23 protein-coding genes and 1 pseudogene are annotated in these 22,293 nt (G+C 42.0%); 16 read left to right on the forward strand and 8 right to left on the reverse strand.

Features of this window, described 5'->3' with window-relative positions:
• The first annotated feature begins 3 nt into the window (after window positions 1-3).
• Window positions 4-543: a DUF948 domain-containing protein gene (locus V7K44_RS05970; RefSeq protein ID WP_334929553.1), complete on the forward strand. Its 540-nt coding sequence runs from the start codon at window positions 4-6 to the stop codon at window positions 541-543.
• On the forward strand, window positions 540-944 hold the full coding sequence (locus tag V7K44_RS05975; RefSeq protein WP_334929555.1) for a hypothetical protein: 405 nt from the start codon (window positions 540-542) through the stop codon (window positions 942-944). Before V7K44_RS05970 ends, V7K44_RS05975 begins: the two co-directional genes overlap by 4 nt.
• On the opposite strand, the pseudogene V7K44_RS33110 reads toward V7K44_RS05975, so the two are convergent.
• A pseudogene (locus V7K44_RS33110) lies at window positions 930-1,088 on the reverse strand (DUF2281 domain-containing protein); the annotation flags it as partial. The gene V7K44_RS05975 and the pseudogene V7K44_RS33110 overlap by 15 nt on opposite strands.
• Window positions 1,089-1,612: 524 nt before the next feature.
• Between V7K44_RS33110 and V7K44_RS05980 the strand changes: the two are divergent.
• The 3 genes from V7K44_RS05980 (at window position 1,613) to V7K44_RS05990 (ending at window position 4,675) form a co-directional block, all read left to right on the forward strand.
• Complete coding sequence (locus V7K44_RS05980; RefSeq protein ID WP_334929557.1) at window positions 1,613-2,422, forward strand: TPM domain-containing protein; 810 nt, start codon at window positions 1,613-1,615, stop codon at window positions 2,420-2,422.
• 109 nt (window positions 2,423-2,531) lie between these two features.
• A complete protein-coding gene (locus V7K44_RS05985) occupies window positions 2,532-3,161 on the forward strand; it encodes a precorrin-8X methylmutase (RefSeq protein ID WP_334836496.1) in 630 nt (209 codons plus the stop codon).
• Between the two features lie 101 nt (window positions 3,162-3,262).
• Window positions 3,263-4,675, forward strand: a complete 1,413-nt coding sequence (locus V7K44_RS05990; RefSeq protein WP_334929559.1) for a right-handed parallel beta-helix repeat-containing protein — start codon at window positions 3,263-3,265, stop codon at window positions 4,673-4,675.
• Window positions 4,676-5,041: 366 nt separating this feature from the next.
• Here V7K44_RS05990 and V7K44_RS05995 read toward each other — a convergent pair whose 3' ends face one another.
• The 5 genes from V7K44_RS05995 to V7K44_RS06015 form a co-directional block, all read right to left on the reverse strand.
• Window positions 5,042-5,728 carry a phosphate ABC transporter permease gene (locus V7K44_RS05995; RefSeq protein WP_334929561.1) on the reverse strand — a complete coding sequence of 229 codons (687 nt, stop codon included), beginning with the start codon at window positions 5,726-5,728 and terminating at the stop codon, window positions 5,042-5,044.
• Window positions 5,729-5,760: 32 nt separating this feature from the next.
• The gene (gene dapB / locus V7K44_RS06000) at window positions 5,761-6,597 is read right to left on the reverse strand and encodes a 4-hydroxy-tetrahydrodipicolinate reductase (protein ID WP_334929563.1); all 837 of its coding nucleotides are present in this window, start codon (window positions 6,595-6,597) and stop codon (window positions 5,761-5,763) included.
• A 492-nt stretch (window positions 6,598-7,089) separates the two neighbouring features.
• Complete coding sequence (gene panB / locus V7K44_RS06005) at window positions 7,090-7,869, reverse strand: 3-methyl-2-oxobutanoate hydroxymethyltransferase (RefSeq protein WP_334929565.1); 780 nt, start codon at window positions 7,867-7,869, stop codon at window positions 7,090-7,092.
• Window positions 7,870-8,006: 137 nt separating this feature from the next.
• Window positions 8,007-9,113 (reverse strand): ligand-binding sensor domain-containing protein, encoded by a 1,107-nt coding sequence (locus tag V7K44_RS06010; RefSeq protein WP_334929567.1) that lies wholly within the window; start codon window positions 9,111-9,113, stop codon window positions 8,007-8,009.
• A gap of 42 nt (window positions 9,114-9,155) precedes the next feature.
• Window positions 9,156-9,305 carry a hypothetical protein gene (locus V7K44_RS06015; protein WP_334929568.1) on the reverse strand — a complete coding sequence of 50 codons (150 nt, stop codon included), beginning with the start codon at window positions 9,303-9,305 and terminating at the stop codon, window positions 9,156-9,158.
• Between the two features lie 630 nt (window positions 9,306-9,935).
• Here V7K44_RS06015 and V7K44_RS06020 point away from each other — a divergent pair.
• The 5 genes from V7K44_RS06020 (at window position 9,936) to V7K44_RS06040 (ending at window position 13,777) form a co-directional block, all read left to right on the forward strand.
• Complete coding sequence (locus V7K44_RS06020) at window positions 9,936-11,366, forward strand: form I ribulose bisphosphate carboxylase large subunit (protein ID WP_229546258.1); 1,431 nt, start codon at window positions 9,936-9,938, stop codon at window positions 11,364-11,366.
• 100 nt (window positions 11,367-11,466) lie between these two features.
• On the forward strand, window positions 11,467-11,877 hold the full coding sequence (rcbX, locus tag V7K44_RS06025) for a RuBisCO chaperone RbcX (protein WP_334929573.1): 411 nt from the start codon (window positions 11,467-11,469) through the stop codon (window positions 11,875-11,877).
• A 47-nt stretch (window positions 11,878-11,924) separates the two neighbouring features.
• Window positions 11,925-12,263, forward strand: coding sequence for a ribulose bisphosphate carboxylase small subunit (locus tag V7K44_RS06030; protein WP_292853851.1), 339 nt, complete (start codon window positions 11,925-11,927; stop codon window positions 12,261-12,263).
• Between the two features lie 258 nt (window positions 12,264-12,521).
• On the forward strand, window positions 12,522-13,067 hold the full coding sequence (gene psbP / locus V7K44_RS06035; RefSeq protein ID WP_334929575.1) for a photosystem II reaction center PsbP: 546 nt from the start codon (window positions 12,522-12,524) through the stop codon (window positions 13,065-13,067).
• Window positions 13,068-13,180: 113 nt separating this feature from the next.
• Complete coding sequence (locus V7K44_RS06040) at window positions 13,181-13,777, forward strand: Maf family protein (RefSeq protein WP_334929577.1); 597 nt, start codon at window positions 13,181-13,183, stop codon at window positions 13,775-13,777.
• Window positions 13,778-13,812: 35 nt separating this feature from the next.
• Here the strand turns inward: V7K44_RS06040 and V7K44_RS06045 are convergent, their stop codons facing one another.
• On the reverse strand, window positions 13,813-14,040 hold the full coding sequence (locus V7K44_RS06045; RefSeq protein ID WP_334929579.1) for a hypothetical protein: 228 nt from the start codon (window positions 14,038-14,040) through the stop codon (window positions 13,813-13,815).
• A 201-nt stretch (window positions 14,041-14,241) separates the two neighbouring features.
• Between V7K44_RS06045 and V7K44_RS06050 the strand changes: the two genes are divergently transcribed.
• The 4 genes from V7K44_RS06050 (at window position 14,242) to V7K44_RS06065 (ending at window position 19,432) form a co-directional block, all read left to right on the forward strand.
• The gene (locus V7K44_RS06050) at window positions 14,242-14,979 is read left to right on the forward strand and encodes a phycocyanobilin:ferredoxin oxidoreductase (protein ID WP_334929581.1); all 738 of its coding nucleotides are present in this window, start codon (window positions 14,242-14,244) and stop codon (window positions 14,977-14,979) included.
• Between the two features lie 872 nt (window positions 14,980-15,851).
• Window positions 15,852-17,276 carry an HlyD family efflux transporter periplasmic adaptor subunit gene (locus V7K44_RS06055; protein WP_334929583.1) on the forward strand — a complete coding sequence of 475 codons (1,425 nt, stop codon included), beginning with the start codon at window positions 15,852-15,854 and terminating at the stop codon, window positions 17,274-17,276.
• Between the two features lie 168 nt (window positions 17,277-17,444).
• Entirely contained in the window at window positions 17,445-18,599 is a 1,155-nt protein-coding gene (gene devC, locus V7K44_RS06060; RefSeq protein ID WP_334929585.1) for an ABC transporter permease DevC, read from the forward strand.
• 122 nt (window positions 18,600-18,721) lie between these two features.
• A complete protein-coding gene (locus V7K44_RS06065) occupies window positions 18,722-19,432 on the forward strand; it encodes a DevA family ABC transporter ATP-binding protein (protein ID WP_334929587.1) in 711 nt (236 codons plus the stop codon).
• Between the two features lie 155 nt (window positions 19,433-19,587).
• Here V7K44_RS06065 and V7K44_RS06070 read toward each other — a convergent pair whose 3' ends face one another.
• Window positions 19,588-20,412 (reverse strand): hypothetical protein, encoded by an 825-nt coding sequence (locus tag V7K44_RS06070; RefSeq protein WP_334929630.1) that lies wholly within the window; start codon window positions 20,410-20,412, stop codon window positions 19,588-19,590.
• 104 nt (window positions 20,413-20,516) lie between these two features.
• Here V7K44_RS06070 and V7K44_RS06075 point away from each other — a divergent pair, with 104 nt between their 5' ends.
• A complete protein-coding gene (locus V7K44_RS06075) occupies window positions 20,517-21,314 on the forward strand; it encodes an HAD family hydrolase (protein WP_334929589.1) in 798 nt (265 codons plus the stop codon).
• Between the two features lie 50 nt (window positions 21,315-21,364).
• Window positions 21,365-22,105, forward strand: a complete 741-nt coding sequence (locus V7K44_RS06080; RefSeq protein WP_334929591.1) for a Uma2 family endonuclease — start codon at window positions 21,365-21,367, stop codon at window positions 22,103-22,105.
• Window positions 22,106-22,293: the final 188 nt, after the last annotated feature.

The following is a 22,293-nucleotide window of genomic DNA, read 5'->3' on the forward strand; positions in this document are numbered from 1 at the left end:
ACCGTGATTGAACCCCTGTTTTGGTTGGGACTTTCCTTACTTTTAGTCGCCACAAGCCTGACTGCGGTTTTAGTGGCGGCGATACCGGCTTTGCAGGAGTTAGCACGCGCGGCTCGCAGTGCAGAAAAGCTATTTGATACTCTCTCGCGGGAGTTACCACCCACCTTAGAAGCTATCCGCGTGACTGGCTTAGAAATCACTGACTTAACTGATGATGTCAGTGAAGGTGTAAAAAATGCTAGTCAAGTCGTGAAGCAAGTTGACCAAAGTCTTGATACTGCAAGAAAACAGGCTCAAAATCTGCAAGTAGGTACGCGCAGCATCTTGATTGGTGCGAAAGCTGCTTGGAAAAACTTCACGCGCCAAAAACCCGTAAGGCGGACGAGCGATCGCTTGCCAAACAATGAAAAACCACCACTACCGTTGCGAGAACGAGAAGTGCTGAGGCATGAAAATCGTCGGAGCAAAGCAGAAGTGTACCGCGCTAATGACGGTTATAACGAGGCTGCTAGCTGGGAAAACAATTTTGATGAGGAAGATTGACCAAACAAAAAAAGGGCATTGGCCATTGTTATCTTCCTTGTTGCGGTGTTAAAGTGTGGTATTTCATCAGTTTAAAAAAGCCATTTTTGTTTATGGATAAACTTTGGCGTTGTATTCAGCAATTTGGAAAAACGGGTGAAGCATATTTGAATCAAGCGGTCTTTTTAGGAGAAATGTGCTTGTTTCCAAATTTCTGTCATGAACCAAGTACATACGAGGTTGTTTGCAAATTTGTAGATAGCATGAATAGCCAACATAAATCTTGGGACAGTTCAACAGGGGATTTATTTGTATTTGCAAAACCTAGCCGATATTGCAGTTTTGATAAAGGCTGCGTTCGCACTCGTGATGTTGTCAATTTGTGTGATTTTGGTAAATATTTATATCTAGAATTCAAATAGGTTTTCGTCATCAAATTTAGCTTGACCACGAGTAGCATATACTGCTTGAAGGCATTCTTCAAAGTCTTCACCTTCCCAAGTACCAGCGTGTCGAAGGATGGAGCGTCCAGAAGCAGGACGGTATGTAAGTTGCTCTTTATCAGTATCAGTAAAAGTTTCTGTATAATCCCTTAAAGGGATAAGTTTAAGCGTATCTGATTATAACTCCTTTTGTGTATATTTAACCTTAATAGAACGGATCAAATCGAGTGCTTCTGTTAGCAACTCCGGTGGTAAAGTTTCTATTTCTTGGATTAATAATTCTTTGTTAGTCATCTCTCACCTCTAATCATTCCCTTTTTATTGTATGGGGAACTCCGCTATGGCTTAGTCAATTTTGAGTTGTAAAAAACTTTGACGAGAATAATCAAAAAGAGGGTGGATGAGTCTAGTGTCCATAGCATCCTCCCCTCTCCCTAGTTACAGGGATATTTTGGGTATTTTAACTGATTGACAAAATGCACCTTACCTTCATAGATAGAGAAGGCTACTCTCCACTCCCCAAAAACCTTTTGCTTTGATCCCTTAGATTAGAGTAAAGTAAACAAGTGTAAAGAACTATCATTTTTCTAGTACTCTTTTAAAACAACTTGTTCGCTTTTACCGTTAATATTTGTATAAAAACGTCCATGCAATCTTGTTTTTGGCGGCGAATCCTCGTATCTATTGCAGTATTTTTCCTGGCTGGGTCAATTTGGGTGATGCATTCTCCCCCAGCACTGGCTTATGACAATCCTGAGTTACTTCCTGACACCTTTACCCCAGTTGTAGATTTAGCTAAATCTCTGCCTGTGCTGCAAGAAGAAAAGCTTGTCAAAGATTTAGAGCAGTTTGAAGCTGATACAGGCTGGAAACTGCGAGTATTGACCCAATATGACCGCACCCCAGGTCGCGCGGTTATCAAATATTGGGGTTTGGATGACAAAAGCATTCTACTCGTTGCTGATTCTCGTGGCGGTAACATTCTCAGTTTTAGCGTCGGTGATGCTGTTTATGAACTTTTACCCCGGACTTTTTGGATAGAATTGCAAACCCGCTTCGGTAATTTGTACTTTGTCCGAGAAGAAGGCGAAGACCAAGCCATTCTACAAGCCTTAGAATCGGTTAAAGGCTGTTTAATCAAAGGGGGTTGCAATGTTGTCCCCGGACTACCACGAGAGCAATGGATTCTCACCTTGATTAGCTCAGTTATTGGTGGGGTGATTTGTGGATTTGCAGCTCAACCCCGCGATAAAGGCCAAGTTTTTGCTTGGCAATGGGCTTTAATTTTCTCACCTTTGTGGGGAATCTTGTTTATTGCCTTCGGCATTGGGCCAGTTGTGACACGTACAAGCGACTGGTTGCCTTTGGTTCGCAATATCTCTGGGTTTCTCATTGGCGTTTTGGTTGCTTATCTATCTCCTATTTTCAGTCGGTCTTCTTCTAGTAATGAGTTATGAGTGAGTAGTTAGGAGTGAGTAGTTTAATTAACTTATAACTCCTAACTCCTAACTCTTAACTCTCTGAAGCTGATAAGCTGAAAGCTAATATTTGAGAAGCTCAACAAAAATGGAATGGCACGTAACTGATGCTCAAAGTTTAGCAATCATTGATAGTGAAATTGGCGATCATGTCTTTTCACCCGCAGAGTATGAGATTGTGCGTCGGGTAATCTACGCCACGGCTGACTTTGAGTATAAGTCTTTGATTCGCTTTTCTGAGCGTGCCTTGCAAGCTGGAGCAGCAGCGCTAGCCGCACGTACCACGATTGTGGTAGATGTCCCGATGGTACAAGTAGGTATTGCTTACGATATTCAAAATACCTTTGCGAATCCAGTGTATTGCAGCATGGAAGCTCTCACACGCCCTCAAAAAGAAAAAACTCGCGCAGCATGGGGAATAGAAACCTTAGCAAAGCGTTATCCAGAAGGCATTTTTGTGGTGGGTCAAGCGCAAACGGCACTGACTGCACTGGTGGATTTAATTGAAGTTGAGGAAATTAGACCTGCTTTAATAATCGCAACTCCAGTGGGATTTGTAAATGTTGATGAAGCTAAGGAGCGTTTACAAGACTCTCTAGTACCTCACATTATAATTGACAACCGCAAAGGTAATGCAGTTGTAGCAGCTGCGATCGTTGATGGGTTGGTAGACTTAGCTTGGCAAGCCTATGGACAAGATGGAAATCGGGGGAGCTAGGAAAGTCGGCTCTATTGTATTTTGTATCCAAAAGAGTATTCATCAATCATTGAATATCCTGATATTTTTGTTAAGTCGTGCCGTTCAAGGAGCCTTTTCTTGTGATAATTCAAGGTTTCAGTTTAAGCGCATATCTTGCAATTCCTGTGGTATTAAGTCTTTTAGCTGATGGAGAAGGAATAAAAGTATCTTTAGTTAAAAATGTTCATCAGGTATCTACTCACAAGGAAATGCTCCTATCCAGCCGCGAGCTAATCAGTATTAGGGCAACTCCAAAAACATACTATGTTAGTGGTGCTGGAAATGACACAAATAGCGGAGTCTCTACTTCATCCGCCTTTAGGACAATTCAAAAGGCAGCAAATCTGACTAACCCCGGCGATACAGTATTGATTATGAACGGAGTCTACAGGAATGCAAAACCAAGTGGGGACGTAGTATCTATTACTCGCTCTGGAACAGCAAATGCATGGATTAAGTTTAAAGCATATCCTGGACATCAACCGAAAATTCAACACAATGGATGGCAGGGAATTTTCATTCACAAAGGAGCATCATATATTGAGATAAATGGGTTGGAGGTGATAGGAAACAATGCCAACATAACCCTTGATTATGCGATAAGTCAGAAAACTAACAAATTAAACCCGCTAACGAATGGAAACTGCATTAACGTAGATGGACGAAAAGATGGTCATAGTCACCATATACGTATTGTTAACAACAAGGTACATGGGTGTGGAGGAGCAGGCATTTCCGCTATTCAATCGGACTATGTGACAATAGATAATAACGAAGTGTTCGATAATGCCTGGTATAGCGTTTATGGTAACAGTGGGATTTCGGTATTGAGCAGTTGGAATTTTGACAACAAGCGGGGATATAAGGTGTTTGTTACTAACAACAAAACCTACAACAATCGTATGTACATCCCTTGGATAGCAGTTGGAAAGATTACAGATGGTAATGGTATTATTATCGATAGTACAAGAAATGATGAAAACCCAAAATTGGGTGCATATAAAGGATACACTTTAGTTAAAAATAATCTTGCATTTAATAATGGTGGATCGGGTATTCATGCATTTTTAAGCGAACATGTTGATATTGTAAATAACACAGCTGTTTTAAATAACCAGAGTCCAGAACTTAATGGTGGGCAAATATTTGCTCATACATCATCTGATGTCAGAATTCTTAGGAACATTCTTTATGCTTTTCCTGGAAAAAATATTAATAATAAGACTAAAAATAAAAATGTTATTTATGATTATAATATCTACATTAATAGTTCTAAAATAAATGTTAAAGGTTCTCACGATATTGTTGCAGGCTCAGAATTTTTAAGCAAGTATCCTACTCTAGAAAAAATATCCGGCGATTGGAAATCGCGGTTAGATAAACAAAATCCGCCAACACGACCTTATGTAGAACCTAAGTCGGCAGGTTTTGCCTGCGGGACAGTGACTTATCGTTTGCAAGGAAAACTCATCCAAGTGGGATGCTCTCGTTAGCAAGAAGGCAGGAGAGATTTATCTCTCTAAATGCTCGAACTTCCTGGACGACCATTGAGAACTTTTGCGATTGATATCATGTCCGGTTAATCACTTATGATATGTCATTGCAAGTATAACGGAGTGAAACGAAGCAATCACAGAATCATTGCGATTATTTCACTCCGCTATCGCTGCGTACCCTTCGGGAACGCCAGGGGCGAACGTAATGACAAGTATTTAGTCGGACATGATATGAGAGCAAACTGCCGAGATATTTTCGATATTCGGCTCGTAATTATTAAATTACTCGCACCCTGCATTTAGGCAGGGTGTAGGTCTATCTATTGTACGTTTCTGAAAGAGAAGCTTATACTGATTACCTCTTCAATCCTCTACTCTACGACGCCGACGACGCGGCTTTTGTTGTTGGTCTTCACGCAAGCGGCGACCGACTTCGTTAAAGAAATCCCGCCGCAGAAAAGGATAATCGCTAACCCACAGGTCGCGATTGGGAAAGTATATATCGCTGAATTCATCAATACTGCTCAAATCTGGACGATTTGACATCACTACCATTTCTGCAATTTGGCCGCGAGTAATAACTTTGTGGGCAGGACGCAATGGTGCTACAAACTCAATGCTAAATCCTGTATCATCACCTATCTCTAAATTTATCTGTTTTTCTCGGTTTTCTATAATCACCAATTCGCCTTTGTTATTGACTGTTTCGGTTTTACCTATTAACTGGTCTGTAATCCACCAATCTAGGACTCGACCACGGAAAAAGCCGCCGTACTTGTAACGGCGGCATTGTAAATTCCGCATACTTGCTTGAAACACTGGATACCACAGCCAAAAAAAAGCGCTAATTACCCCTAGCACAAATACTATTGAAGCAAACTCAAGCTTGAAAATAACTATTGCAAGCAAAATAACAACTACCGCAACTACAGAAATTAACAGCCGTTGCAAAAAATTTGAGAACTTCCCCCAGTAGTACTTGTACTGCAAACCAGTGGCAATTAGGGGGACAACTTGTTCAAATTTCTGGCGAGTCAGTGGTACTAACATGAGTGCTAAGTAATGAATGCCCAATTGTGTGTTTAAAGTATCTTTTCTAATCCATATACTAACGACTTTAGCGCTAAGATTTTGCGAATCGCTAGTAGCACTCCTGGCATATAACAAGCGCGATCGCTCGTATCATGTCGTAAAGTATAAATCTGTCCGGCTGCGCCAAAAATCACTTCCTGATGGGCAATTAATCCTGGCAAGCGCACGCTATGAATTCTAATTCCTTCATCTGCGATACTGCCCCTCGCTCCTGGTAACTTTTCCGTTTCTTCTACAAGAGCAGGGTTAAAAGTTTTACCCAATTCTCCTAGTAACTGCGCCGTTTGAATGGCAGTACCACTGGGTGCATCAGCTTTTTGGTTGTGATGCAGTTCGATGATTTCCACATGGTCAAAATATTTGGAGGCTGCGATCGCAGCTTGTTGCAACAGTACCATGCCAATGGAAAAATTAGGAATAATTAGACAACCTGTGCTAGCTTTGTCGGCAAAATCTGCCAAGTCTTGAATTTGTTCTGGACTTAACCCAGTGGTGCCGACTACAGGACGAATACCGTAAGCGATCGCACTGCGAATATTGTCATAAACTGAATCGGGATGGGTAAAGTCTACAATTACCCCTGGAGGAGACTGTCTGTCACCAGCCACATACCCCAACATCGGTTCTAATTGATTGGTAATCGGCACTTCCAAAGGTTCGCTTAAACCCGCCAACTCCCCGGCATCTTTATCTTGATGTTCTAAACTGTAGTCAATTGCACCCACTAAGTTTAAGTCAGGCGCTTGTGCCACCGCCTTAACCACCTCACGGCCCATTTTGCCAGCAGCACCGTTGACAATAACCGGGATAGGAGCTTGATTCGTCATAGGTCGAGAAATACTTTTTGAGTCAACAAGGGAATTGTAAAGACTTTCGCGATCTAGTAGCTAGCTTCTCAAATCTCTGGCTTAATTCCACCTACCCTGAATTGTGCAGCTAATCGCTTACTTTTTTTACTCCCCAAAAGATCGGTTCTCGTTTTTATTGGACTATCTTACCCAGCACACCCGTTTTATTTGCGGATCGTACTGCCTTGTTAAGTAGTCCTTATAAAATATATCAGCCTTTGTTTGTCAAGTCTAGTTGACCATTTGTAATATTATTGTTATATTTATTTACATAGCTTAGTAAAGCCCAAAAGTAAGCCGCATAGCTAAAATTGCACCTTGTCTATTACCTATCTAGTTTTGGTTGCATTGGGTGTTAACTAAGAAAAACAGACTTCGGTTTTACAATATCCCATCGACATTTGGACTTCTCCCATCTACCTCGGCTATCAAGTCGGGGTTTTTTATGTTCTCGATTAGCAGCTTATTTCTTTAACTTTTCTCAGGAAACTTTCGCTCTCGCACTTCCACGGCATAATCTTGCACGGCTTTGGTAATCGTCTCGCGCAAATTTGTGTAAACTTTGGCGAATGGTGGATGCTTTTGGGCTAGTCCGAGGACATCTGAGGTAACTAAAACTTGTCCATCACAGTGAATTCCCGCACCGATACCAATTGTGGGAATACTTAATTTTTGTGAAATCTGCATTGCTAAATCTGCGGGTATATGCTCTAAGACTAGAGAAAATACACCCGCTTGTTCGAGAGCGATCGCTTCTTGTAAAATCCTCTCACTGGCTTCTTGTGTCTTTCCTTGTTGTCGCAAACCCAGCTGATGTATTGATTGTGGTGTCAAACCCACATGACCCATGACCGGAATTCCGGCTTCTACCAAACGAGCCACAGTTTCGGCCATTGCTGGATAGCCACCTTCTAATTTTACCGCTTGAGCGCCCGTTTCCTTCAGTACCCGCCCAGCTGAGTGCATCGCTTGTTGCAGACTTTCTTGATACGTCAAAAATGGTAAATCTACAACTACTAATGCCCGCTTAACCCCACGGCGCACAGATTTCGCGTGATAGATAATTTCATCCAAAGTGATTGGCAGTGTTGTTTCATACCCTAGAACTACTGCCATAGAGTCGCCCACAAGGATTAAGTCTACACCAGCCGCATCGATGAGTTGAGCGATCGCATAATCCCAGGCGGTCAACGCGACAATTGAACGTCCCTGTTGTTTCCATTGAATTAATTGCTGGGTAGTGATTGCCATTTTTTGAGTGCTGAGTAGTGTTCGCGGTAGCGGGGCGTTTAGCCCGTGCTGAGTTAGAAGTTAAAAGTTAGGAGTGAGGAGTTTTGAATTTAAAAATTTTTTTAATTTATAACTCCTAACTCATAACTCTTAACTAATCATTTAACAGCGCGGCTGAAAGCAATATGGGGTTTTGCACTATCGGTTTTGGGCATTAACCAAGCTAGACCTTCACTAGTGCCAATCCATAATTTATTGCCGATATCAGGTGCAATGGTAAGAACCCGACTAGAAGGAAGTCCAGCAACTTCTCCGTCTAATACGGCTCCTGTATTTGGATCTAATCGTAACAAACCATTATTAGTCCCGACCCAGACACTACCATCTTTAGCAAACCGTATCGCCTTTACATCACGCCCACGCAAGCGGGTTACAGACCGCAACACTGCACCAGTTTTTGGGTTAATAACTAGCAAATTATTCGGCATTCCTGCCCAAATTAACCCTTCTGGACTAATAGCTAAAGCTTGTACAGTCGTCCCTGGTAAATCGGCTATTCGCTTCATAATTGCAGCACTAGCAGTATTTACCCGCACCAATCCATCCAGAGTACCAACCCACAATTGACCTTCAGCATCTAAAGTCAAGGCATTAGCACTAACACCAGGCAGATTTTTTAATGTTGTCATAATCAAGCCTTGGTCGGGACTAATGAGAGCTAAACCGCTATCGGTTCCAGTCCACAAATAACCCCGTTTGTCAAGTAACAGTGACAACACACGTTTAGAAGGCAAAAATAAATTTTGTGCGGTGATTTCGTTAGTGCGGGGGTCAACTCGAACTAGTCCCTCATAACTTCCTACCCACAAACGTCCTACTTTGTCTTGAGCTAAAGCACCAATGGCAACATTCGGTAAGCTAACACGAGAAATAATCTTCCCAGTTTTAGGATCGATCCGCGATAGTCCGCGCCAAGAACCTACCCAAAGATTACCTGTAACATCTCCTAGTAAGTTACCAACACGATAATCAGTTTTTGGCGAATTTTCTTCAACTCCCCGCTCATCAGGCAAAGATTCTACTCGCGGTGGCGGTGCGGAAGATGGGTAAGCGGGGGTTACATCAGATGAATTAATGTCAGGGGTTTTTTGCGCCCATCCCATATTTGGCAAAGCTATCAACCCCAGCAAGATAGAAGTAATTAATAAACTAGTACGCTTGTAAAACAATACCACGGTGACATTTCCTTTGGAGACAGTACCCATAGCATTTACCTAAACTGGCTTTGGGTTAATTTCAGTGTTCCCCTAGCTGGGATTTTTCAAACATTGAGGATTGGAGACACCACGCCAACGACAAGCGGTAGTTGAGCGCAGTCGAAACTCAATGCATTGCTGGGGACTGGGGATTTCTGCATCTCCCTCATTTTTTAAGTCCTTTACAGTTATTAATGACATTTTGTAAAGCTTTTGTAACAAAAAGTTTAAATCTTTATGTAATAACAAAATTAAATAGATAAGTTAAAAACTTTCAAAGAATAACTTATCGAATTCTTGATATATTGTGAAACAAGTTACAAATTACGTGGTGTGTAATTCTTTTATCTTTTGCTCACCACTCTGCTAAATCTCTGTCAAGTAAATTCTTTTCTGGTATCTTTTCCATCAAAGGGAAAGATATAGGGAGTGTAAAGGCGGGAATGTGTGCCAGCCAGCCCAATCCCCTGAATACCCTGATTTATGGGGGAATTATCTAAATCAAGCCACAAAAGGCGGAAGTTGGTGAAATTGAGAAGGTTTAGTTGGGTGCGAAGAAGAGGTAAACAAGAATTTTGATTTTTAGACAAGAGGGAACAGTAGAAGCGCTAGGTCGTGTACCCTTAGAAGGGGAAAACACTGGTGAGGAGGGCTACCACCGCTACCAAAGTGTCCGCCGCAAAAAAACTGCTAACCTTTGCCAAAAACAATCCTTAACAAAAATTTTCCCGATCTTTTCCCCGATGAAAGGGGGTAAGCGCAGAGTGAGGGGAAGTTGCACAAAACGTGATTTGATAATTAACAAGAGTGATTTCAGGGAAGGATAAAATTATGTCTTACGCTCAAACGAAGACTCAGAGCAAATCTGGGTATCAAGCCGGGGTTAAAGATTACAGATTAACTTATTACACACCCGATTACACACCAAAAGATACCGATCTTCTAGCTGCGTTCCGTATGACACCTCAGCCTGGTGTTCCTCCCGAAGAAGCAGGTGCGGCTGTTGCGGCTGAATCCTCCACAGGTACTTGGACAACTGTGTGGACAGATTTGCTCACCGACCTCGATCGCTACAAAGGTCGTTGCTATGACATCGAACCAGTTCCCGGCGAAGACAACCAGTATATTTGTTACGTTGCCTATCCTTTGGACTTGTTTGAAGAAGGTTCTGTAACCAACGTATTGACCTCAATTGTTGGTAACGTATTTGGTTTCAAAGCTCTGCGCGCACTGCGTCTAGAAGACATCCGTTTCCCAGTAGCTTACATCAAGACCTTCCAAGGGCCTCCTCACGGTATCCAAGTTGAGCGCGACAAGTTAAACAAGTACGGTCGTCCTTTACTGGGTTGTACCATTAAGCCCAAATTGGGTCTTTCCGCTAAGAACTACGGACGCGCTGTATACGAGTGTTTGCGCGGTGGTTTGGACTTCACCAAAGACGACGAAAACATCAACTCTGCACCATTCCAAAGATGGCGCGATCGCTTTTTGTTCGTTTCTGAAGCTATCAACAAAGCTCAAGCTGAAACAGGTGAAATCAAAGGTCACTACCTCAACGTCACCGCTCCTACTTGCGAACAAATGTTGCAACGGGCTGAGTACGCTAAAGAACTCAAACAGCCCATCATCATGCATGACTACCTCACCGCAGGTTTCACCGCCAACACCACATTGGCTCGTTGGTGCCGCGATAACGGTATCTTGCTGCACATTCACCGTGCGATGCACGCTGTAATTGACCGTCAAAAGAACCACGGTATCCACTTCCGTGTATTAGCTAAAGCCCTACGTTTGTCTGGTGGCGACCACATCCACACTGGTACAGTAGTTGGTAAGTTGGAAGGTGAGCGCGGCATCACAATGGGCTTCGTTGACCTGTTGCGTGAAAACTACATTGAGCAAGACAAGTCTCGTGGTATTTACTTTACCCAAGACTGGGCTTCTCTACCTGGTGTAATGGCAGTTGCTTCTGGTGGTATCCACGTATGGCACATGCCCGCGCTGGTAGAAATCTTTGGTGATGACTCCGTACTACAATTCGGTGGTGGTACTCTGGGACACCCTTGGGGTAACGCTCCTGGTGCAACCGCTAACCGCGTCGCCTTGGAAGCCGTTGTTCAAGCTCGTAACGAAGGCCGTAACTTGGCTCGTGAAGGTAACGATATCATCCGCGAAGCTGCCAAGTGGTCTCCTGAACTGGCTGTTGCTTGCGAACTGTGGAAAGAAATCAAGTTCGAGTTTGAAGCAATGGATACCGTCTGATCTGGGTTAACAGTTAAGAGTTAAGAGTTAAGAGTTAGGATTTGCATTAATTCATAACTCATAACTCATAACTCATAACTCTTCAGGGCTGGGGTCAAGCATGAATCTTAAGCAAATTGCGAAGGACACAGCCAAAACTCTCCAAAGCTATCTGACTTATCAGGCTCTAAGGACAGTATTGGCACAGCTAGGCGAAACGAATCCGCCATTAGAACTTTGGCTGCATAACTTTTCGTCTGGCAAAATTCAAAATGGTGAGTCATTCATTGAGCAACTGTTGCGAGAAAAACCAGATTTGGCTTTGCGAATCATGACTGTCAGAGAACACATTGCCGAAGAAATTGCAGAATTTTTACCGGAAATGGTTCGCACTGGCATTCAGCAAGGCAATATGGAGCAACGTCGCCAGCATTTAGAACGCATCACACAAGTAGTAGACACATCTAACCCCAGTCTGCAACCAGAACAGCAAACAACTTCAGAGCCGAATTTGGATAACTTATCTAATTAGTTCGGTCAACCTAGTAGTAAAAAATCGCAACCCATTATCAAAAAGCTATGCAAACTTTACCAAAAGAGCGTCGTTACGAAACCCTTTCTTATCTGCCACCCCTGACTGACGCTCAAATTGCCAAGCAGATCCAGTACATTTTGAATCAAGGTTACATTCCAGCGATCGAGTTCAACGAAACTTCTGAGCCAACAGAATTATATTGGACATTGTGGAAACTACCTTTATTCGGCGCTAAATCTACTCAAGAAGTATTGAGCGAAGTTCAAGGATGTCGTTCTCAATTCAACACCAGCTATATTCGTGTTGTGGGTTTTGACAACATCAAGCAGTGCCAAATTCTCAGCTTTATTGTTCACAAACCCAACAAAGCCAACAGATACTAAGGCTAGCGAGCTTTAAGTAATTTAGTTTATCCCCATTAGGAGAGGTAGAATTATCTGCCTCTCCTATTTACTAAATTTTTTTGAAACGCAGAGGGACGCAGAGCTTTACGCATAGGGGCTTCTCTACGAGACGCTACGCGAACGCCTTCTTGCAGGGTAGGTGCGCGGAATTATCCGAAGCGTCCCGCTTGGTGGGACAATAAAGACGAGAAATAATGCAAGCCTAGTGTTGTCTCCAGCCCAAAGGAATCTGTATAAATGTGGAAACGAATTGTATTAATTTTGCTATTGGTGTTGAGCTTAAGTCTAAGTAATTCGGATGTAGCGGCTGCGGCTGGACTCAAAAGCTTTGTAGACAGTGGTGATGGCTATCAGTTTTTATATCCTAACGGCTGGCTGCCAGTTAAAATTGCCGATGGTCCAGATGTGGTTTTCCACGATTTGATTGAGGTGTCTGAAAATGTTTCGGTTGTGATTAGCCCAGTTCCAGAAGGCAAAACTTTGTCAGAATTGGGAACCCCAACAGAAGTAGGATACAAATTAGGAAAAGCGGCTCTCGCGCCTCCTGACTCTGGTCGTTCGGCTGAATTAGTCAATGCCGCACAGCGAGAAGTAGACGGTAAAACATACTACCTTTTAGAGTATGAGGTTAAACTCCCCAATCAACAGGAACGACACAACATCGCCAGCGTCGCTGTGAGTCGTGGTAAACTTTTTACCTTCAACGCCTCAATTCCTGAAAAACGCTGGCAGAAAGTTAAACGAATGATTGATGAGGTTGTTAATTCTTTTTCTGTCTATTAATTGGGGAATGGGGAGTAAGAATTTTAGATTTTAAATTTTGGATTTTAGATTGAAATTTAATCCAAAATCTAAAATTGAATTGCCCCATACCCAATTACCAAGTTTTTCAGATTATGAAAATTCCACCTTTTGTACTTGCTTCAGCTTCCCCTGCCCGACGCCGCTTGTTGCAAACTGTTGGTATTGAACCGATAGTTCGAGCAAGTGATTTTGATGAGTCACAAATTGAACTAAGCGAACCAGCAGAATTGGTCAAAACTCTTGCCCAGTATAAAGCGGAAACTGTAGCCCCACAGTTTGAATCAGCTTTGATTATGGGTTGTGATTCAGTTTTGTCCATCAATGGTGAAATTTACGGCAAACCAGCAGACTTTTCTGAAGCGATCGCACGTTGGCAGATAATGCAAGGTAACTTTGGCGACTTGTACACAGGTCATGCCTTAATTGACCGTGACCAAAACCGTATTTTAGTCAAGTCTCAAGTTACAAGAGTTTACTTTGCTCAAATGAGCGAGAAGGCAATTAAAGCTTATGTTGCCACCGGTGAACCACTCAAGTGTGCTGGAGCCTTTGCAATTGAGGGTTTTGGTAGTTTCTTCGTCGAAAAAATTGCAGGCTGTCACAGCAATGTAATTGGACTCAGTTTACCCCTGCTGCGGCAGATGCTAAGTAAATTAGGATACGATGTCACTGATTTCTGGCAGCAATAGTCCCTTGTCTAAAGTTATTAACCAATGACTAATGACTAATAACTAAATTGCCTGATATTGAGTATTGCTTCGCCATGATCTGGAATCCAGGCTAGCCACTCATCCGCTGAAACCGGACATAATAAAAGTGCTTCGTCAAAACTAAAGGGGTTGGGAAGTTGCAAAAGGTTTACCCAAGTAGAAGCTCTGAACCTCTGTAAGCCTTCCAGATTGCGCGTTCTTGCTTGCACTGCAAAATCCGGTCTATGAGAATCTAGTTTCATAGCTTTCTATTAACCTTCACAGATGGGCTAATCTAAAATTATTTCTGTAACCTAGACTACAAAATAAATAATCCTTGTGAAAAGCATCTGTCTTATAAATTTACGTTGGCTGGGTGCAAGTGTTTGCTTATATTGCAGACCAGAACAGGTATGGCACGACAGGTTGTAGACTGGCCATTAGATCGCATTCCCAACTAGAATATGTCATTTACTTCTATGCCCTCGCTGCGTGAGCAACAACATCCCCTAATTCGTCAGCTAGCTGATTGTATTGAGGCAGCTTGGCATCAACACCTTGATTTATCCCCTTACCATTTGCCTGACGAGTTGGGGTATGTGGAAGGTAGACTAGAAGGCGAAAAACTGACGATTGAAAACCGCTGCTATCAAACGCCCCAGTTTCGGAAAATGCACTTGGAACTGGCAAAAATCGGCAATATGCTGGATATTTTGCACTGCGTCATGTTTCCCCGTCCAGAATACAACCTGCCGATGTTTGGTTGTGATTTAGTTGGGGGTAGAGGTCAAATTAGTGCTGCGATCGCAGACCTTTCTCCGATTAAATTAGAACGCACCTTACCAGAATCTTATACTTCGGCACTGACACAGTTAACAGTGCTTAACTTTTCCCAACCCCGTGAATTACCAGAATGGGGAAATATTTTTTCAGATTTTTGCATCTTTGTCCGCCCCAGTTCCCCCGAAGAAGAAACAATGTTTCTTTTGCGTGTGCGAGAATTTTTAGATATTCATTGTACCCAAGCGATCGCCTCACATCCTGTTTCAGTTGAACAAGTCACCCAAAATCTTGCCGGACAACACAACTACTGCACCAAACAGCAGCAAAACGATAAAACCCGCCGCGTACTAGAAAAAGCCTTTGGCCCAGCTTGGGCAGAAAATTACATGACCACAGTTTTATTCGACCTCCCAACTTAATCATCCCCTCCATATCCCTCATCTCCTTCATCTGTAGGCTCTGCTACGTTTTCAGCTAATGGATAAATGTAGAATTCATTCAACGAGAGTTTTATGGAGTTCCAAAACAGAACAGGGAGAATAGTAAGGTCTTTGAAGCGAATATTACAAAATGGTTTGTTGTCTTGGTAGGTGTAAACAACTAGAGACAGCTAACTCATTGACCAGAAAATTAAGGAAACTCTGATGTTAGGAATGTTTAAATTGACCCTTCTCTACGAGAGGCTGCGCCAACTACTTCGCTCAGGGTAAACAAACATTTTTTAGTTAGTTAATCGTTGATTGACTTAAGGAAGACTAAGTTTTGTAGCAAGATTGTGTCCAACAAAGGCAACAGTCTATTTTTGATGTTTCTTTTGAATTTGTGACTAACTATAGCCGTAGTCAATGTAGCAGTTAAGTACCGCATCATACCAATTTAGGATTTTGTGTAGAGGCGTGATATATAGCGTCTTTATATCTAGATTCATACTGCTTGTGAATTCTGCTAACTCCTATTGCACTCATGTCTCAATAATACTCAGAGTTATTGAATAGTCAGCTACTATAGCGTTTCTCAGTTTCAATACAGACCTAAGCCCTAGTAAGCCTCAAAGCCTCTCTCCTTTTAAAAGAGAGGTTTGGAGAGAGGTCAAAGTGTATTGCATACATAATGAGCGGCTATAGAAAACACCATTTTGTAAAGCCATAGTGTTGAACGTTCATCACACAATGGATTTTTAAGCCATACCCAGCTTGAAACCACTGTTGTTTGTCCTAACAGCTGGCTGTTGATTAAAAACCTTTTTATTTTTACTTACATCAGCACAATTCAGGTAAATAGGCAACATACTATGTCAAGGGTGACTGAAAAGCCGAAGCCAAGTGAACAGACACTAAATCATGAACAACCTAAGATTTGGTGGGGTATCGCTGTAGCTGTGCCAGTAGTAATCGCCGCTGGGATACTAGGTACGGCCAAAATAGAGCAGTTAAGAAAACTAACTGCATCTGTACCAGTAATGCCATCTACCAATAGCATTAGTGCTGTGGGGCGTTTGGAACCACGAGGCGAAGTTGTTAAATTGTCCGCCCCATCATCAGGATTAGCGCCATCGTCACGAATTCAGCAACTTCTGGTGAGAGAGGGTGAACAAGTAAAGCAAGGTCAAATTGTGGCAATTTTGGACAACCGCGATACCCAAATAGCCGGACTACAAGAGGCAAAAGCGAAAGTCCAAGAAACCCGTGCGAATTTAGCACAAGTCAGGGCTGGCTCTCCAAGAGATATTCAAGCTCAAAGAGCAGTTATTGCTCGCTTACAAGCGCAGTTAATTGGCGAAAGGAATGCAGGGCAAGCAACGATCGCGCGGGTTGCAGCTCAGTTAAGTGGTGATAAACTTGTCCAACAAGCAACCGTGAATCGCCTAGAAGCCGAACTTAATGGGCAAAGAGATGCTCTCAGAGCAACGGTTGTGCGTATTCAAGCCGAACAGCGCAATGCTCAAGTCGATGCCGGACGCTATGATTATTTATACAAAGAAGGTGCTATTTCTCAGCAAGAGCGGGATAGAAGACGCTTGAGTGCAATAACTGCTAATCAGCAGGTGGCTGAAAGCCAAGCTACCCTAAAGCAGACATTGGCAACCTTGCGACAGCAACTTGCTGAAGCTAGAGCCAACCAAATCCAAAATTCAGCAACTTTGCAACAGCAGTTAATCGAAGCTAAAGTTAACCGCGATAAAACTGTCGCAACTTTGCAAAGACAAATCGATGAAGAAAAGGCCAAACTGAGCAGAATTTTAGATGTTAGTCCTACCGATGTGCAAGTAGCACAAGCCCAAGTTAGTAATGCGATCGCAAATGTCAGAAAAGCCGAAGCAGAACTAAGGTTAAGCTACGTTCAAGCACCAATCGCTGGAGAGATTTTAAAAGTTTATACCAAATCGGGTGAAGCGATCGGCGCAAATGGCATTGCTGAACTTGGTCAAACCAAGCAAATGTTTGTAATTGCTGAAGTCGCCGAAGATAGCATTGGCAAAGTGCGTCTTGGTCAAAATGCTACTATCACCAGTGATAACGGTGCATTTAACGGTGAATTAAAGGGAACTGTCACTGAAATCGGCAGAAAAATTGGTAAAAAAGATGTGCTGAATACAGATCCAGCCGCAGATGTGGATGCCAGAGTTGTAGAAGTTAAAATCGCTCTGTCTCCAGAAGATAGCCAGAAAGTTTCTGGTTTAACTTACGCCAAAGTTCTTGTGGATATTAATAATTAATTAAGTTGTCGGTGAGCAGTAATCCTAATCCATCATTTGATATTTTGGATTAAAAATATTCTTGAATGGTCTGTTTAATCAATTTTAAACATTCTATCAATCTGGTAGGGGTGTCACCATCATGGGTTGAAAATCTAAAATCGCTACACTTGTTGAGACGCCTATAAAATGAATCAAAAAATACCTCTATCGTGGCTACAACTGACAAGGGAAAAAACTCGCCTGGCTGTAGCTTTAGCAGGAATTGCTTTTGCTGATATTTTAATGTTTATGCAACTCGGCTTTCGGGATGCTCTGTATTATAGTAACGTTCGATTCCATAACAGCTTGCAAGGCGATATTGTTTTAATTAATAGTCAATCTAACGCTATATTGGCGATGAGAAGCTTTTCTCAACGACGATTATATAAAGCTTTAGAGTTACCCGCAGTTCAATCAGTACATCCGATCTATTTAGACTTTACAATCTGGAAAAATCCTGTAACAGGTCGTCCTCGGAGTATCCTAATCTTTGGAATGAACCCAGAAACTAACCTAGTTAACTTACCCGGAGTTCAGGAAAATTTAGATAAACTTAAACTACCTGATGTCGTTCTATTTGACCGTTCTTCTAGGGTAGAGTATGGGCCGATCGCTGCTAATTATGACCAAGGAAAGCCTGTAACAGCAGAAGTACGAAGGCGGCGAATTAAAGTAGGAGGACTCTTTACATTAGGTGCATCATTTGGTGCAGATGGTAATTTAATTACGAGCGATCTCAACTTTTTCCGAATATTCAGCAATCGTCAAAAAGGATTAATTGATATTGGACTAATTAGATTAAAGCCGGGAGCAGATGCTAATGTTGTTGCCCAACAATTACGAAAGTATTTACCTAATGAAGTAAATGTTTTAACTAAACAAGAATTTATTGATTTTGAGCGGAGTTACTGGGCGAATAGTACAGCTATTGGCTTTATTTTCACATTAGGGACTGTCATGGGTTTCATTGTGGGGACTGTCATTGTTTATCAAATTCTATATACAGAAGTTGCAGATCACTTAGCTGAGTACGCTACTCTCAAGGCGATAGGTTACACACAAAACTATTTATTGACGGTCATTCTTCAAGAAGCTTTATTATTAGCCGTTTTAGGATATTTTCCTGGAATAGTTTTTGCCTTGTTTATGTATGACAGTGCCAGGAATGCCACACTTTTACCAGTTTTTATGAGTTTTGAACGAGCGACAATGGTATTGATTTTGACTATGCTAATGTGCATTATTTCTGGTGCGATCGCAGTTAGAAAATTACGTTCTGCCGATCCAGCAGATATCTTTTAATTAATATTGTATTAATTAAAAGATATTCATAATAAGTTTGATTTACGATCGTAACTAAGTAAATTTAATTTCTGACAGTCAATACAGTTAAATGGAACTACTAATTTAGAACTAACAAAAATATGATGGAAAAAGAACCTGTAATCGCCATTAAAAGTCTCAATCACTTCTATGGCAAAGGCTCACTGAGAAAACAGATATTATTTGACATCAATCTAGACATTTATCCAGGTGAGATTGTGATTATGACCGGGCCATCAGGTTCAGGTAAAACAACATTACTGAGCTTAATTGGCGGTTTGCGGTCTGTACAAGAAGGAAGTTTAAAATTTTTAGGTGAAGAACTTATTGGCGTCAGTCAAAGCAAATTAGTGCAGATGCGACGCAACATTGGTTATATTTTCCAAGCTCACAATTTGCTAGGGTTCTTGACAGCCAAGCAAAATGTGCAAATGGCAGTGGAATTGAACGATAATATTTCTCAAGCAGAAGCAATGGCTAAATCAAAAGCCATGCTAGGGTCTGTTGGTCTAGAAGAAAGAGTTGATTACTACCCAGACAATCTTTCTGGTGGACAAAAACAAAGAATTGCGATCGCCCGCGCCTTAGTGAACCGTCCTCCTTTGGTACTAGCAGACGAACCAACAGCAGCATTAGACAAACAATCAGGACGCGATGTTGTGGAAATAATGCAGAGTCTAGCCAAAAATCAGGGAACTACTATCTTATTGGTGACACACGACAACCGCATTTTAGACATAGCCGATCGCATCGTCGAAATGGAAGATGGTCTTTTAACCCGTAATTCACCCAATACAGTTATTCAGTCATGATTTTTAGTCATTAGTCATTTGTCCTTTGTGAATGACCAATACAACTCTTGGAGAGGCTGCGCCAACAACTAAGCGGTAGTTGAATCTCGACTTCGCTCGATTACTGCGCAGTCGAAACTCAGTACAAGTGACCAATGACCAATGACAGCCATAATTTATTGTCTAGCCGAGCCTGATTTTTTAATTCCAGATGACTTTGGTGGAGTTGGAGTATTTGGTTGGCGACTGGTACGGAAAGTTACATTCACCCCTTCATTCGATTGTTCCAGAACAAGTAGAGGCGTAGGTTTAGCCTTTTGATCCCAATGCATGGTAGCAATCCGACCTTGAATTATTGGTTGCCAACTATCTTCGTCTTCTATGGGGCTTAGGTAAGTTTCTACACAGTCAATAATTTGACTAATAGTCGCAGAAGTTGCTTGCGTCGGTAATTTCATTAACTTGATTTGAATCCGAAACAGCACCCGTTTAGCAGAATTTCCTGGACTACCAGTCTCATACTCGACATCAAAAATTTCATCTACTTGCCGTCCAGCACTATTAGCAATTCCAACTGATCCTTGTTGGGCTTGATTTGGACGCAGGGCTTGAGAAATTTTTTCTTTAATCTGAATCTTTATTTGATTAAGAATTGCAAAATGAAACACCTCCTCTGACATCCGCATTCGCAGATAATCCAGGTTAAAGTCCCGTGAGTTCACCAAATCGGGATTAGTTTCCATTTTGCGAATTGTTTCCAGCGCCAGCTTAAACTTTTTCTCTAGTTCTCGCGCGCGGAATTGTTCAAACTTAAGTTTTTTCTCCAGCTTATCCTTCTGGAGTTTAATATACACAATCAAAGCAATCACCACTAAAGCCAGTCCTCCAGAAGTTACCAACAGTAATGGTGGTATTTGAGGATTACTTGCTGGCACTTCCTGGGATGCCTTTTTAGTAGCCTTTTTCCCAGAGGATTGGGCAAGAAACATTGAAGTGGACATGGTGGGAAACTGAAAAACTTGACTCCTGATGTTTAGGATGCCCAAATCTTCAAGGTCATCTTGCTGTATCATTAATAATTTTTACAGCCTTTTACAAACCGTATATGTCCAGACATTTGAGCCTCGCTCCCCTATCTGAGGTTTCATCTACAAGCTTTAGCAAGATTCGTCTGATAGCCACAGATATGGATGGCACCCTGACTAGACGAGGAAAATTTACTCCAGCACTGCTACAAGCTTTAGAGGATTTAGCTGCAGCTGACATTAAAGTGCTAATTGTCACTGGACGTTCTGCTGGGTGGGTAAGTGGATTGAGTAGTTTGATGCCAGTAGCAGGTGGGATGGCGGAAAATGGCGGTTTGTACTTTCCACCTGGAAATCAGAAACCAGTAGTTTTAACACCCATTCCTGATTTAATTCAACATCGCCAGCACTTGGCTAAGGCTTTTGAGAATTTACAAACTAAATTTCCCCAAATCCAAGAATCTGCTGATAATCGCTTTCGCGTCACCGACTGGACTTTTGATGTAGCTGGTTTGCGTGAAGACGAACTACAAACCCTAGATAATCTCTGTCAACAAATGGGCTGGGGATTTACCTATAGCAATGTGCAGTGTCACATTAAACCCCAAGGACAAGATAAAGCTGTGGGATTGTTGCAGGTATTGCGTGAATATTTGCCCCAGTATTCATCAGAACAAATTGTCACTGTGGGCGATAGCCCCAATGATGAAAGTTTATTTAATCGGGATTATTTTCCTGTTTCTGTAGGCGTGGCAAATGTCCTGGAATATGTGAATCAGTTGAAATATCAGCCTGCTTACATTACCACTGCTGCTGAAGGCGAAGGATTTTGTGAGTTATCTAGTTATATTTTGAAAAGCTTGCACATCTCAAGTTAGGAAGAACTAGAGTTGTTCTACAATAATCTCGTAGCACTGATTTTATAACCATGACGGCTACTGTACCTGTTAGTGTCGAATCAGAAATATTCTACCCCAGTGCTGATGGTCAACCAGTGGCAGAAACCTACGACCACCTTTATGCTTTACTAACTACCTTAGAAGTCCTGAAACAGTATCTGGCAAATCGTCAGGCAACAGTATTAGGAAATCAATTTCTTTACTATGCACAGGGTTTTCCCAAATTGCGGGTAGCCCCAGATGTGATGGTGATTTTTGATGTTGCACCTGGCGGTCGGGACAACTATAAAACCTGGGAAGAGGGGCAAGTACGCACAGTTATTTTTGAAATGACATCTTTTGGGACTAAGGGACAAGACGAAATCTTCAAAAAGACCCTTTATGAACAGCTAGGCGTCAAGGAATACTGGCTATTTGACCCTAAAAGCGAGTGGGTGGAACAACAGTTACGTGGCTATCGCTTGCGGGGAGAAATCTACGAACCTATAGAGGATGGACGCAGTGAACCATTACAACTGCGTTTGGTGGTTGAGGGAAAACTAATTGGGTTTTATCGAGAAAATAAGGGGGAAAAATTACTCATCCCAAATGAACTGGCAGAAGCTTTACGACAGGAAGTTTTAGCAAGACAGCAAGCAGAAGAACTGGTAGAACAGGAACGTCAACGAGCAGAACAGGAACGCCAACGAGCAGAACAGGCAGAATTGCAGATAGAAAAGTTGAAGGCAAGGTTGCGATCGCTCAATGTAGACCCCGATACTATTGAGTAACATACACCAAAAGTTGCTATAGCTACGCTCGTCATAGACGTAGTAAGTGTTCTGAACTAGTAGACAATTTGTTACCTGTGTTTTTGCTACATTTATTATCTGAGACAGAATACAATAGATAAATCTCTAGCGCGTTTCAATCTAGTAAGTCTCAACAATACTGATTTTATTGAGAAGACTGTTTTATA

The sequence above is a fragment of the Nostoc sp. genome, assembly GCF_036917235.1.
In the GTDB taxonomy this organism is placed as follows: Bacteria; Cyanobacteriota; Cyanobacteriia; order Cyanobacteriales; family Nostocaceae; genus Nostoc.

Coding starts and splice junctions, on each gene's coding strand:
- V7K44_RS05980 (WP_334929557.1), top strand. CDS start 1,613: ATGCAATCTTGTTTTTGGCGGCGAATCCTCGTATCTATTGCAGTATTT.
- V7K44_RS05985 (WP_334836496.1), top strand. CDS start 2,532: ATGGAATGGCACGTAACTGATGCTCAAAGTTTAGCAATCATTGATAGT.
- V7K44_RS05995 (WP_334929561.1), bottom strand. CDS start 5,728: ATGTTAGTACCACTGACTCGCCAGAAATTTGAACAAGTTGTCCCCCTA.
- dapB (WP_334929563.1), bottom strand. CDS start 6,597: ATGACGAATCAAGCTCCTATCCCGGTTATTGTCAACGGTGCTGCTGGC.
- panB (WP_334929565.1), bottom strand. CDS start 7,869: ATGGCAATCACTACCCAGCAATTAATTCAATGGAAACAACAGGGACGT.
- V7K44_RS06010 (WP_334929567.1), bottom strand. CDS start 9,113: ATGGGTACTGTCTCCAAAGGAAATGTCACCGTGGTATTGTTTTACAAG.
- V7K44_RS06015 (WP_334929568.1), bottom strand. CDS start 9,305: ATGTCATTAATAACTGTAAAGGACTTAAAAAATGAGGGAGATGCAGAA.
- V7K44_RS06020 (WP_229546258.1), top strand. CDS start 9,936: ATGTCTTACGCTCAAACGAAGACTCAGAGCAAATCTGGGTATCAAGCC.
- rcbX (WP_334929573.1), top strand. CDS start 11,467: ATGAATCTTAAGCAAATTGCGAAGGACACAGCCAAAACTCTCCAAAGC.
- V7K44_RS06030 (WP_292853851.1), top strand. CDS start 11,925: ATGCAAACTTTACCAAAAGAGCGTCGTTACGAAACCCTTTCTTATCTG.
- psbP (WP_334929575.1), top strand. CDS start 12,522: ATGTGGAAACGAATTGTATTAATTTTGCTATTGGTGTTGAGCTTAAGT.
- V7K44_RS06040 (WP_334929577.1), top strand. CDS start 13,181: ATGAAAATTCCACCTTTTGTACTTGCTTCAGCTTCCCCTGCCCGACGC.
- V7K44_RS06045 (WP_334929579.1), bottom strand. CDS start 14,040: ATGAAACTAGATTCTCATAGACCGGATTTTGCAGTGCAAGCAAGAACG.
- V7K44_RS06050 (WP_334929581.1), top strand. CDS start 14,242: ATGTCATTTACTTCTATGCCCTCGCTGCGTGAGCAACAACATCCCCTA.
- V7K44_RS06055 (WP_334929583.1), top strand. CDS start 15,852: ATGTCAAGGGTGACTGAAAAGCCGAAGCCAAGTGAACAGACACTAAAT.
- devC (WP_334929585.1), top strand. CDS start 17,445: ATGAATCAAAAAATACCTCTATCGTGGCTACAACTGACAAGGGAAAAA.
- V7K44_RS06065 (WP_334929587.1), top strand. CDS start 18,722: ATGATGGAAAAAGAACCTGTAATCGCCATTAAAAGTCTCAATCACTTC.
- V7K44_RS06070 (WP_334929630.1), bottom strand. CDS start 20,412: ATGTCCACTTCAATGTTTCTTGCCCAATCCTCTGGGAAAAAGGCTACT.
- V7K44_RS06075 (WP_334929589.1), top strand. CDS start 20,517: ATGTCCAGACATTTGAGCCTCGCTCCCCTATCTGAGGTTTCATCTACA.
- V7K44_RS06080 (WP_334929591.1), top strand. CDS start 21,365: ATGACGGCTACTGTACCTGTTAGTGTCGAATCAGAAATATTCTACCCC.